Source organism: Paenibacillus sp. FSL R5-0744 (genome assembly GCF_037972555.1).
Lineage (GTDB): Bacteria > Bacillota > Bacilli > Paenibacillales > Paenibacillaceae > Paenibacillus_AQ.
The window spans coordinates 2,988,317-3,003,491 of the sequence record NZ_CP150228.1 but is presented as its reverse complement, the minus strand read 5'-3'; the positions used below and the strand labels follow the sequence as shown (position 1 = coordinate 3,003,491).

General features: G+C 44.8%; 15 protein-coding genes. 3 read left to right on the top strand and 12 right to left on the bottom strand.

Going from position 1 to position 15,175, the window contains the following annotated elements:
- Positions 1–38: 38 nt before the first annotated feature.
- From MKY19_RS13080 to hrpB, 6 genes are all read right to left on the bottom strand, one after another.
- Positions 39–983 carry a GNAT family N-acetyltransferase gene (locus MKY19_RS13080; protein WP_339803372.1) on the bottom strand — a complete coding sequence of 315 codons (945 nt, stop codon included), beginning with the start codon at positions 981–983 and terminating at the stop codon, positions 39–41.
- 188 nt (positions 984–1,171) lie between these two features.
- Positions 1,172–1,366: a hypothetical protein gene (locus tag MKY19_RS13075; protein WP_076286428.1), complete on the bottom strand. Its 195-nt coding sequence runs from the start codon at positions 1,364–1,366 to the stop codon at positions 1,172–1,174.
- A gap of 24 nt (positions 1,367–1,390) precedes the next feature.
- Entirely contained in the window at positions 1,391–1,519 is a 129-nt protein-coding gene (locus MKY19_RS13070; protein ID WP_256716254.1) for a hypothetical protein, read from the bottom strand.
- A gap of 26 nt (positions 1,520–1,545) precedes the next feature.
- On the bottom strand, positions 1,546–2,412 hold the full coding sequence (locus MKY19_RS13065) for an NAD(P)-dependent oxidoreductase (RefSeq protein ID WP_339803369.1): 867 nt from the start codon (positions 2,410–2,412) through the stop codon (positions 1,546–1,548).
- Positions 2,413–2,597: 185 nt separating this feature from the next.
- The gene (locus MKY19_RS13060) at positions 2,598–3,182 is read right to left on the bottom strand and encodes a general stress protein (protein ID WP_042187728.1); all 585 of its coding nucleotides are present in this window, start codon (positions 3,180–3,182) and stop codon (positions 2,598–2,600) included.
- 96 nt (positions 3,183–3,278) lie between these two features.
- The gene (gene hrpB, locus MKY19_RS13055) at positions 3,279–5,771 is read right to left on the bottom strand and encodes an ATP-dependent helicase HrpB (protein ID WP_339803366.1); all 2,493 of its coding nucleotides are present in this window, start codon (positions 5,769–5,771) and stop codon (positions 3,279–3,281) included.
- Between the two features lie 157 nt (positions 5,772–5,928).
- Between hrpB and MKY19_RS13050 the strand changes: the two genes are divergently transcribed.
- Positions 5,929–6,348, top strand: a complete 420-nt coding sequence (locus tag MKY19_RS13050) for a GNAT family N-acetyltransferase (RefSeq protein ID WP_339803363.1) — start codon at positions 5,929–5,931, stop codon at positions 6,346–6,348.
- A 115-nt stretch (positions 6,349–6,463) separates the two neighbouring features.
- Here MKY19_RS13050 and MKY19_RS13045 read toward each other — a convergent pair whose 3' ends face one another.
- Positions 6,464–6,862, bottom strand: a complete 399-nt coding sequence (locus tag MKY19_RS13045) for a DnaJ family domain-containing protein (protein WP_339803360.1) — start codon at positions 6,860–6,862, stop codon at positions 6,464–6,466.
- A gap of 1,159 nt (positions 6,863–8,021) precedes the next feature.
- On the opposite strand from MKY19_RS13045, the gene MKY19_RS13040 reads away from it, so the two are divergent.
- Positions 8,022–8,501 (top strand): SRPBCC family protein, encoded by a 480-nt coding sequence (locus tag MKY19_RS13040; protein WP_042187720.1) that lies wholly within the window; start codon positions 8,022–8,024, stop codon positions 8,499–8,501.
- Here MKY19_RS13040 and MKY19_RS13035 read toward each other — a convergent pair.
- The 4 genes from MKY19_RS13035 to MKY19_RS13020 all read right to left on the bottom strand — a co-directional run bounded on the left by MKY19_RS13035 (position 8,490) and on the right by MKY19_RS13020 (position 12,790).
- Entirely contained in the window at positions 8,490–9,299 is an 810-nt protein-coding gene (locus tag MKY19_RS13035; protein WP_042187718.1) for an SDR family NAD(P)-dependent oxidoreductase, read from the bottom strand. The two genes, MKY19_RS13040 and MKY19_RS13035, sit on opposite strands and share 12 nt — an antisense overlap.
- A gap of 138 nt (positions 9,300–9,437) precedes the next feature.
- Positions 9,438–10,304, bottom strand: a complete 867-nt coding sequence (locus MKY19_RS13030; RefSeq protein ID WP_042187715.1) for a transglutaminase family protein — start codon at positions 10,302–10,304, stop codon at positions 9,438–9,440.
- Positions 10,301–11,254: an alpha-E domain-containing protein gene (locus MKY19_RS13025; protein WP_076282772.1), complete on the bottom strand. Its 954-nt coding sequence runs from the start codon at positions 11,252–11,254 to the stop codon at positions 10,301–10,303. The genes MKY19_RS13030 and MKY19_RS13025 overlap by 4 nt, the downstream gene beginning before the upstream one ends.
- Positions 11,255–11,326: 72 nt before the next feature.
- On the bottom strand, positions 11,327–12,790 hold the full coding sequence (locus MKY19_RS13020; protein WP_042127226.1) for a circularly permuted type 2 ATP-grasp protein: 1,464 nt from the start codon (positions 12,788–12,790) through the stop codon (positions 11,327–11,329).
- A gap of 353 nt (positions 12,791–13,143) precedes the next feature.
- Here MKY19_RS13020 and MKY19_RS13015 point away from each other — a divergent pair, with 353 nt between their 5' ends.
- A complete protein-coding gene (locus MKY19_RS13015; protein ID WP_339803354.1) occupies positions 13,144–14,031 on the top strand; it encodes a DUF1835 domain-containing protein in 888 nt (295 codons plus the stop codon).
- Between the two features lie 127 nt (positions 14,032–14,158).
- On the opposite strand, the gene ftsY is transcribed toward MKY19_RS13015, so the two are convergent.
- On the bottom strand, positions 14,159–15,157 hold the full coding sequence (ftsY, locus tag MKY19_RS13010) for a signal recognition particle-docking protein FtsY (protein ID WP_042187710.1): 999 nt from the start codon (positions 15,155–15,157) through the stop codon (positions 14,159–14,161).
- Positions 15,158–15,175 lie beyond the last annotated feature (18 nt).

Genomic DNA, 15,175 nt, shown 5'->3' with positions numbered 1-15,175 from the left:
CTTAAACGCTTACCGCCCATAGAAGAACGCAGAAACGTTTATGCTTGATCGTTCACTGGAATATACATGCTCTGTATCTCTTGTACTCCTGGAACAAATCCTAGATTCGTATAAACAGACTCCGCATCATTACCTTCCATGACATATAATCTAAGGAAAGGATACTTATCTTTAAGGAGACTTAGTCCTCTTTTCAACATCAGTGTCGCTATCCCTTTGCCTCTATAACCGGGCATTACACCAATACTATAAACTGCTGCGTAATCTCCTTGTAAGCCCAAGAGACAATTCGCAATTAACTGTCCCGATTTCCTATCATACACAAGCGTTGACGCGGTAAGTAATGCTTCATTCGTATAATTCGGTTCTTCACTTGGAATAAAATCTTCATAGGAAAATTGCTTTCTTCTGGTCGCTTCGAGACTTCCGGCAAAGCTAGCGTAGCTACATTCGGCGATCTGATCTTCAAGAATAAAGCGTTTAGCTCCTTTTCCATCCTCTTCGATCTGTGGACTTTCAATTCTAAATTCTTCGTTCCATTCCACCTCAAAATGATCTGTAGGACGCTGCATCCAGCGACATCTGAATTCATCAGGCCAAAATCCTGCCCGCGCAAATAAATGAACTTGATCCGGTAGAACCTCAAATGTTTTTATAGGCTCCGTTCGGTCAGACCAATATATCAAAAGCTTTTTTAGAAGTTTAAGCACCACAAATGTATCGTTAAAAGGTGGAATAACAAATAAATGATAGATCCGATTAGGTGACATCCTTACTCCACCTATTTTCTCCTCCCCTTTATAGATCCAAAAAGCATTCTTTTGGGTAGAATTGAACCCATCTTCTCTAAAAAAGCCAATATATTGAATATTATAATAAATGGAGCAATACACTCCCCACTCTTCCGATTCAGCCTTACGAATTGAATAATTATTACTTAGCTCATACGATATTTCATCCTCGGACCATCCCATTAATTGCATGTACAATTCCTCCTCGCTGATACTTCACCTTCTATTTTCTATAGTATCACTTCTTAAAGTAAATGATTGGTAATAAACACTTATAATGATTATTTACTAAACTACAGCAAGTGTAATTGCATCTGGAAGTCCAATATATAAGAAGAAACCTTATAATAAAAAAAAACTGCCTATTGGCAGTCTTATCCTCAATAAATTCTAGAGCATAGCCAAATGGCGGTTCCCACAGCGATAATACCTGCTAACGTTACAAATAGGACGTACCCTCTTTTTGTTCTAGTAACCGTGTGATTATCATAAAATTCAGGTTTTCGTACGATTCCAAACCATAGATCCGCGATTAAATTCACGACCACTAGAGAGAAATTTTTTATTACCCCCACGTCATCACTCCTTTTCAACTTTAGCTAGCCAAGTTTATTATTAATTTCACTTAGTGACTCATTCATTTCGTCCATTTTCTTGATCATCGCATATTGATTGCTAATCATCATGATTAAACCAATAAAGAACAAAATCACAAGAAGTAAACTCATACTGCACTTCCTTTCAGTAGCTGAATTCATTCACTCTGGACATTCAAGCTCCGAGCAAATCCTGACCTCCATGACGGGTACAGTGGACTCCATTCGTAATCCATTCGAGCTTTCGTATTAGAGGCTCCCCGTTCCCATCCTGCTCTGCCTTCTTGAACATTAGGAGCAGGAGCACCTATGGTATCTGAATAAGCTGATAACCAATCCAATCCTTTAGCAGGCTCGTCGTCTACGATGTTCACAGGGCCTGAAGGCCAGTTCAGAGCAAGCACCGCTGCGTTAGCTGCGTCCTCCACATGTAGGAATGATACAACGGCATCTGTCGCTGTCATTCGTTCTTGACGAATTTCCGCTGCCATATAGCCATTAGTGTCATACCATGTTCCTTGGCCGTACAACATTCCATACCGCAAGATCACATGATTGGGGATCTCGGCAACTGCTTTCTCTAGTGAGTATATACCTTCAATCGTTCTTCTCCGAGGCTCTAAAGCCTTAAGATCTAAAGGAGTTTCCTCCGTAGCTGGCACATCTCCAGCTTCATAAGCCCATGAAATACTTTGTGCAATGATTTGTTCCACGCCAGCTGCAAGAGATGCATCCACAATATTTCGTGTTCCTTCTATTCTTATCCTGGAATTATCTGAGAAATTCCGCTGACTTAGTGAAGTTAGCTGATGGATAATCACTTCTGGCTGTGCTTTGTGAATGGACGCAAATATGGCCTCTCGATCGAAGACATCCGCGATTACCGCCTGTGCTCCACACTTCTCAATAAATGCTCTATTTTCTTCCTTATGGGTCATTCCGACAACCTCATGCCCCGCTTCTAATAACTTAGGTAGCAATAGCCGTCCAATCACGCCCGCCGCACCGGCTACAAATATCTTCATCTACGCCCTCCTTAAGAACAGCCTCTAAGTATAAGATTGCTAGTTACTTCTCAAATTCTCAATTAGAATTTGGATTATTATCCATATCATACCACATGTATAATAAAGACTGCACCTCACAGCTTATCGCTAGGAGGTGCAGTCTTTAATGGATTGTTTATAGTAAAAGTAGGTCGATTAACATTTTAGATTTTATCGCGGTTGTAAACTTCAGCCGTTCGGTCTGCTCTGTTAGCCATCGAATTACCCAGTCGAGTGTCTTCGTTATAGACGCCTTCGTAACGCTGAGCATTTAGTGAGCGATTGTCTCGGAACACATCATGCGCTTGATACCCTCGTCCATTATCCTCAACAAGCACAAGGATCTTGCCACTTTCAACGTATCCTTCGTACTCTTTTGCCTCATCCTCAGGAATGCCAAGACCGATCAAGCCACCAACTAAGCCACCTGCACCTGCACCCACGGCTACACCTGTTAACGTTGCCACAATAGGTCCCGCTGCCAGAATCGGACCAATCCCCGGAATTGCGAGCGCTCCGATACCTGCTAGCAGTCCGGTAACACCACCCAATACGCCGCCTGTAGCTGCACCTGTTGCAACACCCTCGGGAGCTTTTGTGCCTGTATCATCCGAAATATGTCTTAGCTCATCACGATCACGTGTGATTACTGATATTTCATCATTACTGAACCCTTGATTGTGAAGTCCTTCAATTGCTCTGGTTGCTTCTTGTTCTGTATCAAAGATACCTACGATTTTTTTAGTCACTTGAAGCCCTCCTTAGTAATTGTCTTCGCTAGTTAATTACCCTGTAAGCTGAAGACAAAACATCTAATTAAAATTTCAAGTGCACGAAGGACCCTATTATTTCTGGGGACGTGCTCGATTGGTCGGAATTGCTTGCAAGGGGTCGTCTGGCCAATAGTGCTTCGGATAACGTCCTTTTAGATCCTTTTTAACCTCAAAATAAGTGCCACGCCAAAAGCTTGCAAGGTCAGAAGTCACCTGCATCGGCCTTCTTGCCGGTGACAAAAGATGAAGTAAAACAGGTACCTTTCCCCCACCAATTCTAGGGGTGTCTATCTGTCCAAACATCTCTTGTAATCGTACCGCCAGTACGGGAGCAGCTGGATTAGCATAGTCCACGGGCACACGCGAACCACTAGGAACTGTTATATGTGTCGGCGCTTCCTGTTCAAGAAGCTGTCGCTGATTCCAGTCCAGCACCCCCTCAAGCGCACGGGATAACGGGATTCGCTGAAGGTCGCGCAAGTTACGCATACCGTGAATGTAAGGTAATAGCCATTCATCAAGCGTCTCAATCAATGCTTCATCAGAGACATCCGGCCAATCTGAACGTAAGGCGTGCATAAACATTAGCCGCTCACGAAGCTGCAGAGGTCCCTTTTCCCACGGTAAGATATCAATCCCATCCTCTGCGATTACACTTAGCAGTACTTTCGCTGTTTCTTCTGCGGAGGGTCTTTCATGTGACGTTTCTTTTAAGACAAGAGCGCCAAGCATCGTTCGGCGGCGTTTCTTCACACTTCCACTTTCTTTATCCCAATGCACGTCAGAATCCTCTGTGATGTGATCTATATGATATTTAAGCAGTTGTCCTTCTTCAAGCTCAGCTGCCAGCAAGATTGCACCTTGTGTGGCTCGATCGTCAACAGACGCAGCCACAATATAAGCGGATCGAGCCAGCGGTTGCCCTTCCCGCATGGCCACGCCACGACCGACGGAGAGCAGAAACGCGCCATCACCGCGTTTCTGCCCGATCCGGTCGGGATAGGCGAACGACAGAAGCAGCCCGCAGAGGCTGATGTCATTCACGGTCCCGCCCGGCGCTGCTTGCAGCTGCGCCAGGAAATTGCGGCTCTCGCGCACCACCGCGCGCAGAGCCGCAGAGTCCGCTCCGCCCGTGTCGGCGGAGCGTTCGAACCGGAGCAGCGCCTCTACGCGGAGCGTGAGGTCGCAATCTAGTGCCGCGGGACCCTTGAACAGGTCCCGCTCTTGCAGCAGCGCCGCCAGCCGGCAGGCGAGCGGTGCTGCGTCAAGCTCTGCCGCGCGCAGCAGCATATGCGCGGCTCGCGGATGCGCGCCAAGCGCGGCCATGCTGCGGCCGTGCGGCGTAATGGCGCCGCCGGCGTCCAGCGCGCCGAGCTGGCGCAGCAGCGCGGTGCCCTGTGCATAAGGCGCAGCGGGCGGCGCGTCAAGCCAAGCTAGTGCGGCAGGATCGCGCACGCCCCACAGCGCCAGCTCCAAAGCGAGCTGCGCAAGATCCGTCTCCATAATCTCCGGCACATTGTCATCCGGAAGACGATTATGCTCCTCCTGACTCCACAGCCTGTAGCATACGCCCGGAGCTGTCCGCCCGGCCCGTCCTCGCCGCTGATCGGCAGAGGCTTTCGATACCGGAACCGTCGTAAGACTTGGCATTCCCGTACGCGGAGAGAAAATCTGCGTACGACGCAGCCCTGTATCAATTACCGTTCGCACACCTTCGATCGTCAGGCTTGTCTCCGCAATGGAGGTCGCTAGTACGACTTTACGTTCGCCGTTTATGGATGGAGCCACTGCAGCATCCTGCATAGCCTGTGGTAATTGTCCGTATAAAGGACGAAGCACTATCCCGTCAGGCAGTTTTCCATGTTCCAACTCATTTTGGGTTCTGCGAATCTCCCGTTCACCCGGCAAGAATACAAGTACATCTCCCGGCTGTTCAGCAAGCGCATGTCTCACTGCGGCTGTGGCCGATTTTTCAATCGGAACATTCCCTGTAGTTGGGGTATAAATAGTTTCCACCGGATAGGTTCGTCCCGGACAATCAACTACTGGCGCATCGCCCAGCATAACCGAGACCCGTTCACTATCCAGTGTTGCTGACATAATTAGAATCCGAAGATCATCACGCAGCACTGCCTGCGCTTCCAGCGCCAGAGCAAGTCCCAGATCCGCATGTAGACTACGCTCATGGAACTCATCAAAAATAATCAGACCCACATCCCCTAGCGATGGATCACTCTGAAGCATCCTCGTTAAGACACCTTCAGTCACTACAACAATTCGTGTATTCTTGCCTACCTTAGTGTCGTTCCGCATCCGATAACCTACCGTCTGTCCAACACTTTCTCCAAGATTGGACGCCATGTAAGTTGCAGCTGATCTAGCGGCAAGTCTTCTAGGCTCAAGCATAAGAATGCTTTTACCAGCCATCCATGGCTCGTCCAGAAATGCCGGAGGCGTTCCAGTTGTTTTTCCCGCACCGGGTTCTGCGATCAGAACAGCCGCCCTTGTTGAGCGAAGTATGTGTTTCAGGTCTGGAAGCACCTGTATAATTGGAAGCTGTTTCATTATATCTCTCCATCGTTTGTAATAATATGTTATGATTTCCTTTGATGTGGTCTAAACCCTATTCATCATGTGCGAAAAAACTTCAAAGATCAAGAAAATCTGTACTTACCATTTCAAGTATAACTTTCTTATATTATAAAAAAGGAGATTTTCTAAAATGCTCGTAACTAAAGCCACTATTTCAGATTTATCTATACTCAGCAAGATCGATAGCATGGTCATTGGCAGCGAAATTCGCAAACCTAAAATTGAACAATATATTCTAAATGAGCAATGTGTTGTAGCATCGATTAACAGTGAGCCTGTCGGTTTTGCTTGTTACGATACCACTTTTTTCGAATGCTGTTTTATTCAGCTCGTAATTGTGAATCCCAATTTCAGACGTCTTGGCATTGCCGGTGCACTTATTCGTTACATTGAAGAACACTCTCCAACCCCCAAGCTGTTTACTTCCGCCAATGAATCCAATACGATCATGCAGCAAGTGTGTCTTTCTCTAGGATTTGTAAGAAGCGGAATCATTGAGAATTTAGACGATGGTGATCCAGAATGGGTATATTTCAAGCAAGTAAAATGACACTTGTGAAACGAAGCACGCAAAAAGGCAGCTCTTTCGTCTCTTTATGGACTAAGAGCTGCTTTTATTTCACACTATTTATCCTCATGTCCATACAACAGGACCCTAATAAGCGTTATTCTTCTTCCCTAATTATCTGTTCATGTATTTGAACACTGTATTGCATAAAAGCAGGATTACTATCTAAGCCTCGTTCACGCAGAAGCTCTTGCAGACGCAGCCTTTTCAAAGACAATTTTGCCCGGATAGCTTTGCCTTCACTAGTTTCAGTGCCTCCGCTATTGTGGCAGGCAGCAAGCAGCCCTTCGAGGGTAACGCATTCTGCACGCAAAGATACTTCCTCGGGCACCATCCCGGAATTCTTCATAATTTTGAAAGACATGCGCAATTCTTCTGGCACGCCCGATAAATCCTCAAGCTCCAGTGGCTTGCCATGCCCAGGTAAATCTCCAAATTCCCCATTACGCATAGATTCCTGAATCCGCTGCTCAACCAGCCAGGACATCATCCCCATATACGCAGCCTCCTTCACCAATACCACTACTATGATCTATCCCGCCTAAGCAAAAGTATGGTAAGCAGAATTTCGTCTATTTTAGCATAAATAACTGTAGATTTACATCAAACTGCCGCAATGCATTCTTATAAAAGGCGATCCTTCTCCGTTCTATGAATCTTCCTCGTCATCGCAGATCGTTCGGACTAAGAAGCCCTTATTTCGCAATTTCAGGCTATTTTGCTACACTATCGGACTCAGTTGCACCTATTCACGCAAATACACCCTATTTTTAATAGAAATTGTGGAAATAAGAGCTATGCAGTCCGAAAAGTCTGCGCATCCTCATATTCACCTCCGCAGATCGCTCAGGACTCAAGAGTCCCCATTCCGCAAATTCAATTCATTCTGCTACACCATCATTCTCTGCTCCCTGTCCGCAACATATTACAGACGCCTAACCAAACCGTACAATAGTTTTTTTTCATGCGAACAATTGTTATACTCGTTCTAATAAGCCTCAACTCAACAAGAAATACGCCTGACGTCGTCCTTGGAGGTAGAGTTACAAGCTGAGTACATCCATAATTCCATACTCGTATCCATATACACCTTCGTAATGAGGTTCCGCTTACGGACCGAATGGCTTTATTTTGATGAAATGAGCACATATATTAGGGACGGACCGTATTGCACTTATTCCCTAATAACTTGCCCCTTCCCGGGTGATCTGGGGCGAATAACAGCGCTGGCTCATTTACGTTACCGGCGGCACATTGTATTCGGTTTTTCGCATACATTTGGTTCGTTTACGTTACCGGCGGCACATTGTATTCGATTTTCCGCATACATTTGACTCGTTTATGTTACCGTCGGCACATTGTATTCGATTTTTCGCATACATTTGGCTCATTTACGTTACTGGCGGCACATTTGTATTCGGTTTTTCGCATACATTTGTCCGTAGGCTCGACTAAAACATGCATTTCGGAGGATATAAGGTCCGCTCGGTTTTTAGAATCTGACGGATGACTCCTCGTTTATTTCATGTCTCCTGCTTCTTCACGTTCACCCCTCCTTCCTCTTTCTTCGGAGTTATCCACATTTTTTTTGTATTGTATAATTTCCTAAACAATAAAAAAAGGACTACAGCAGTAGTCCAAAGGAGAAATATAACATGATAGCTAACCTCAAAAAAGCAGATGATCATTATGTCGCTCGTTTCGAACGTCAACTAAAACATCCCGCATCAGAAATATGGTCCTTTCTGACAGAGAATGAGAAGCTTGCTTTATGGTTCACTGAATTACGTGTTGAAGACCTGCGTGAAGGGGGATTAATCAAGTTTGATATGCAAGACGGAACCTTTGAGGAAATGACGATTACCGCCCTGCAACATGAATCTGTTCTTGAATTTACGTGGGCTGAAGATTCCGTTCGCTTTGAGCTATATCCTAATTCAGAAGGATGTTTACTCGTCTTGAATGAAACGATCCGAACGCTCACGCCACACACCCCCCGAGATTTAGCTGGCTGGCATGTATGTCTGGACGTGATCCAGCATCTTCTGGATGGTACGACGCTGGAGTCACGAAAAGCTGAATGGAACGTTTGGTATGAACGATACCGGGAAGCGATCTCTAAATTAGGACAATAAGGATTCTGCTCCATCAATCACAATTTGCGCACCTGTAATATGAATAGATTCATCGGAAGCCAAAAAAGAAACTAGATCGGCAACATTATCCGGTTTACCCGGCCCATCCGCCAGCGGCTGCGCACCATCGGGAAATTCAATCGGAATGACGATCGCTTCTACTTCTTCGTTCATTTCAGTGGTTTCATCTATATTGGTAGCAATCGCCCCGGGGCAGATCACATTCACTCGAATTTTAAACTTAGCTAGCTCAAGTGCAGCCATTTTGGCAAAAGCTACCTGTCCAGCTTTGGTAGTACTATACGTAGACCACCCAAAGCTGGCAAATCTAGTATTCCCATTGATGGAGCTAGTGATGATAATGCTACCTTTCCCTTTATCCTTCAGATGAGGGATCGTATATTTCAAGGTCAAAAAGGTCCCCGTCAAGTTCACCGACATCGTGCGCTCCCAATCACTCAGGCTCAGTTCCTCTATTGGTCCCACCGCACCATTGATTCCCGCGTTAGCGAATACTACATCTAAGCCGCCGAATTGTTCGACAGTCCTGCGAACGGCTTCCTCCATCCCTTTTTCATCTGAAGTATCTACCTCTATGGCCAATGCGCAATCTTTGCGAAACTTGTTCAGCTTATCCGCCAAAGATGAGGTACGTTCAAGATTCAAATCAAAAAGCGCTACATTAGCACCTTCCCTCGCCAGCTTAATGGCGGTAGCCCGACCAATTCCTGAGCCCGCTCCTGTAATAATTGCTGTTTTTCCAATGAATCTTTGTTTCTTAGCTATGTTTGGACTCATATGTAATCTCTCCCTTAAGATCTCTTAGTGATGTACTATGGATCAAGATTACCCAAATACATGCACACTGGAATCATCTTCACAAAAAAACTCCCCGTTCAAAAACTTGAACTGAGAGTTTCATCTAGATCTATACATCTAATTGTCCAGCTTCCGCACATCCACTTTCACGGTCAGAGTGCCCGCTCCACCACGATATACACCTTTTACAGGTACAATATCTTTGTAGTCCCGTCCGTGACCTAACTTAATGTAGCGCCAATTGACCTCAACATTATTTGTCGGATCGAAACCAAGCCAACCTGTACCCGGAATGTGAGTTTCCACCCAAGCATGAGAGGCTTGCTCAAAATTAGCATTACTCCCTTGCAGATCACCAACAAAATGATATCCACTTACATATCTGGAAGGCAGACCGACACTACGGCAGACAGCAATCATTAGATGAGCATAATCCTGACATACACCGCGTTTAAGCTTCAGTGCTTTTTTTACCGTAGTATTTACACTTGTAGCCTCAGGGTCATAGGTGAACTGTTCATAAATCGTCGCAGATAATTTAAGAATCCATTCATACATATCCTCTGCTTCATTAAAAGGGTACTGTGAGGCAAATTCCACTAATTCAGGCGTCACCTCGGTATAACGAGTCGGCAAAATAAACTCAATATAACGGTTCTGAAATCCCTCGTCATTTAACAATCTAATTTGTTCTTCAAGAGATGTTCTCGGGAGATCTGTCCCCTGAGCTTTATCCAGTGTAACTACAGTAGCTTTAGTGTGGATGACCATCTCCGTATGCGGCTTATTAACCGAATAGGCATGGACCCGATTCCCGAAGAAATCCTCATAGGTTAATAGATTGGCTGGCGGGTAAATATCCACTTCATGGTGATAACAGGATTGCCGATAATTCGTGCGTGGCGTGAGTCTGATCTCATTGACACTGTCCGTAACCGGCTCTGGATAGCTGTATGTGGTGGTATGATTGATTTGAATCTTCATACAGACACTCCTTCTCGCCGAAAAAAGGCGCCCTCCATTGTTTTACCAAGTTTTTGACAGGATATCACCAGCGATTTAAGCACATCTTCCACTAGCTCGCCGGACATTTCTTCCTTTTCCATATAATCCAGTTCTGCTTTTAGCTTACCCGCTTGCCGGATAACCTTCTCATGACCTGAACCTTTCTCTGAGGGATCTAGCTCAAGCTTTGCTAAATGCTCTTCCAGCTGATGAAAAGAAAAACGAATGGAACGCGGAAATTTGGGATTCGCAATCAAGAAATCTAAAATGCTCTCCGGGGACATAGCATCTGCATAATAACGGCGAAACGCCTGGTACCCACTAACGGATTTAAGCACCGCCTGCAACTGTGTATAAACCGCGTCAAGCTCCTTAAATCGGCATGAGGCAATGACCGCCTGCAAGATACGAGTTGTATTCTCTGCCCGCTCTAGAAACCGTCCGCTTTCAATGAAATGCCACTCATTCCCTCTAAGCATTACCGACTGCTCTGCTCCGAGAAACATGGCTGTACGCTCCTTAACCTGCTGATAGAACTGATGTGGGCCGCTCATAATATCTGCAACAGACCGCTCACCAAGCCATAGGTTGAAGCTGTTGACAACATCCCATAATTCACTTGGAAGCTGCTGACGGAGTGTTCTCAGATTATTTCTGGCATGATGTACGCAAGAGAATAATGAATTAGAATTGCCTAAATCAAGTGTGATGAAAGATAGGACATCCTGCTCGGAAAAGGTTTCGAACTGCTGCATATATTCACCTCGAACGCCTAGCGCATCGATTAACCTTGACCATTTATGTCCTTCTTCATGAAAATCCTCTTCCTGCTGGATATGATAATGAACATTGATTAGCCGCGCATGATTCTCTGCCCTTTCAATATATCTGCCGATCCAGAACAAAGCTTCAGCATTTCGATTCAGCATCTCCAGCCACTCCCTTATTTAACAAATTGATGCTGCATTTTGTTAATCATCAACAAGCCTCACTAGGTTGTATCAAGCCATGACCCAAGTATCTTTTACGCCACCACCTTGTGAGGAGTTTACGACCAAAGACCCTTCTTTCATAGCCACCCGTGTCAATCCCCCAGGGATAACATGTGGCTTACGGTCAGCACCCATTAATACAAAAGCTCGAAGGTCGATATGTCTCGGTGCCATTGTTCCACCTGACAATACCGGTGCTCTAGATAGAGACATGATCGGCTGCGCAATATAACGTTCCGGGTCGGCGATAATCTTCATTCGAAATTCAGCGAGTTCTTCTTTCGTAGCTTCGCTTCCGATCAACATTCCATATCCCCCGGATAAAGAGGTTTCCTTAACAACCATTTCAGATAGATTCTCAAGGACATATAAACGTTCATCAGGCCTGCCTAGCAGATAGGTCGGGACATTCCCAAGAATCGGTTCTTCATTCAGATAATAACGAATCATATCCGGTACATAGACATACATCGCTTTATCATCAGCAACACCAGTCCCCGGGGCATTAGCAATCGCTACATTCCCTGCCCGATACGCATTCATCAGACCCGCCACCCCTAGAAGTGAATCCGGCTGAAAAGCTAACGGATCGATGAAATCATCATCCAAACGGCGATATAGTACATCTACGCGGCGAAGTCCGTTCATTTCTTTCAAATATATTTTGTGATCCTTTGCAACCAAATCTCGTCCTTCAACCAAATGTATACCCATCTGTTGTGCTAGAAAAGCATGCTCATAATAAGCAGAATTGTATTCCCCAGGTGTAAGAAGTGCTATAACCGGATCTGACTTTCGTGAGGGTGATAAACTACGTAGAACGGATAAGAAGCGATTCAAGCTATGATCAACATCTCGGATGGAGCTGGCAAAGGACAATTCAGGAAACAACTGATTCATAAGGGTTCTGCCTTTAAAAAGATATGAAAAACCTGAAGGCGTTCGTAGATTATCTTCAAGCACATAATATTGCCCATCATGATGGCGAATCAGATCGATTCCCGAGGTAGTGATGTAGGCTCCACCAGGCACCCTTAGACCAGCCATTTCTGGCCGGAAATAACAGTTGGAGATGATCATACGCCTTGGGACTATTCCATCCTTTACGATGTACTGCTCATGGTAGATATCATGAATGAACAGATTCAAAGCCGTGATACGCTGAATAATTCCAGCCTCTAGCCTCTCCCATTCATTCTTAGGAATAATGCGTGGAATCATATCGAAGGGAATCGTACGCTCCATGGGATGATCCTGAGCCGGATTGTATAGCGTAAAAGTAATTCCTTCCTCCATCATCCTGCGCTGCATCAAATTCTGCTTACCCTGCAGCTCTTCGGAGCTCATTCCGGAAAACATGCGATTCACATGTCTGTAATGCGGCCGGACATTTCTCTTATCTGCATACATTTCATCGAAAAAATGTTGCAGCGGATACGGAGACAGACCTGGCAGAGGATCTAATTTGGACATGAGCCCGACTCCTTTCGATAAATGTTATCTTTACTAACAAGTCATACTTTAATTTCTGAAAATATCCAAGAAAATATTGTTTTGTATTCCCATAATACGTAAATCCTATTACCGATGTCAATATATATAACAGAGAAATGCGATCTCTGAATATTTCCGTGTTTTGGAATCGCTTCCTTTCTCTCTTATATAGGTTGCCGGAGCTGAAATGTAGTTTCTTCATTGAATTGTATGCAGGAGTAGTGACAAGCATTACTGTTATGAATTTTTCATATGTTGTATTTTTTATATAGTTGTCTGAGAAGGTGATTTCAGTTTTATGGTATAATTTGGAGCGTTAGGAGAGTGAACAAATGGATCACAAATCTACTATGACCATGGAGCAGGAAGAGGCTAGGCGGGATCATATTTTTCTTTTATTTGGCTTGTCAGAAGCTGGTTCGATGAAGGTAGCACTTAGTCGTGTAGGCGGTCGTCATTTAATAAGAGTACTATCATTTAATGAGACGTTCTCTGCTGGACCGCTGTGCAAATTACATAATGTTGAAGGGTGTCAAGCCCGTGAGTTATGGTTTCAGGAACGATTTCCCGATCAGGGTTATCATCTCAATCCCCAGCATACACTGGGAGCCATGATTCAGACCTTAAAAGAAATTCCCGAGGATAAAAAAATCACTATTTGGTGCGGAGACAACTCCCATGATCAGACAGGTTTACGATTTGCACTTTCTGTTCTTAGTGAGAGGAAGCAACCTATTTATGTTATAAATCCAATCGAAGCTTATGAGGAGCTTCCCGGGATTACTGAACAATATAGCATGGGCTTATCTCCCCAGTCCCTGGGTCAGCTCCCAAACGAAGCTGTGCAAATTATTATCAAAAACACCGAAAATACGCACCCCCTTACCTCCGCGCAGAGAAAACAGTATGAGCTGGAGTGGCAAGAAATCAGCAACACTGAGGATATGCTTCGAGTCTGGTCCAAAGGTCAGCTAACGAATGTACCCGAAACATACTATGACGAAGACATTCTATCCTTAATTCTGCAACTGCAAAAGAATGAACAGGGAGATCATTTCGTAAATGCAGGACTTATTGTAGGTGCAATTATAGGGCAGTGGAATTTATTTATCAGTACCTCATTTATAGAATATCGCTTCTGGAGACTTATTAGTGAGGGAAAGCTGTTATTTAAAGGGATACCCTACGCGATGCATTTGTACTTTTTAAGAATTCCTTAGAGGTCACTACATTAACAACTAACAAATATTTTATAAAAAAGGAATGCCCTCATAAACTAAATATAGCTTCGAGGACATTCCTTGTAAATATGACTTCTTTATGATCATGTGTAGGGATGGATTACACTTACTCTTCCGATTCTTCTGACTCTTCCTCAGCAATTAATCCGGCAAAAAGAGCATGCACGAACTGCTGAGAATCAAATGGCTGCAAGTCTTCCATCTTTTCTCCGAGCCCTACGAGCTTCACTGGTAAGTTCATTTCCTGACGAATGGCTACTACAATTCCGCCTTTAGCTGTACCATCCAGCTTCGTCAAGACGAGCCCTGTCACCCCACTCTTTTCACCAAATAGCTTGGCTTGAGTAAGCGCATTTTGACCTGTGGTCGCATCTAGCACCATCAGTACTTCATGCGGAGCACTAGGAATTTCTCTTTGAATAACGCGGAAAATCTTGTTGAGCTCTTCCATCAGATTGCTCTTATTCTGAAGTCTGCCTGCCGTATCGCAAATCAAGATATCTACATTCCGCTGCTTAGCCGCTTGAACAGCATCGAACATAACAGCGGCTGGGTCAGAGCCAGCTTGTTGCTTAATTACGTCTACGCCAGCACGTTGACCCCAAACTTCGAGCTGTTCAATCGCTCCGGCACGGAACGTATCCCCTGCGGCCAAAAGAACTTTTTTACCCTCTTGTTTGTAACGATGTGCTAATTTACCGATCGTAGTCGTCTTGCCTACTCCATTTACCCCAACGAACAAGATAACTGTAATGCCATCCGGATTTTCCTTCAGGCTGTTATCGTCATCGCCGCGCAACAATTCCATGAGCTTACGGGACAAAATGGGTTGCAGCTCAGCTGCATCTTCAATTCGTTTTTGCTTCACTTCGGCGCGCAGATCCTCGACAAGTGTCATTACTGTATTAACACCTACGTCCGCACCAATCAAGATTTCTTCCAGCTCTTCGTAGAACTCTTCATCTATTTTTTTACGGCGGATAATCAGGTCTGCTACCTTTTCGACAAAGCCTTTACGGGTTTTCTCTAATCCGTCGCGGAATTGTTTGGTTACACTTTCCGTTTTGCCGGAAATGCTTTCTTTTAACTTCCTGAAAAAGCTCATTTGTTTCCTCCTAAAAGT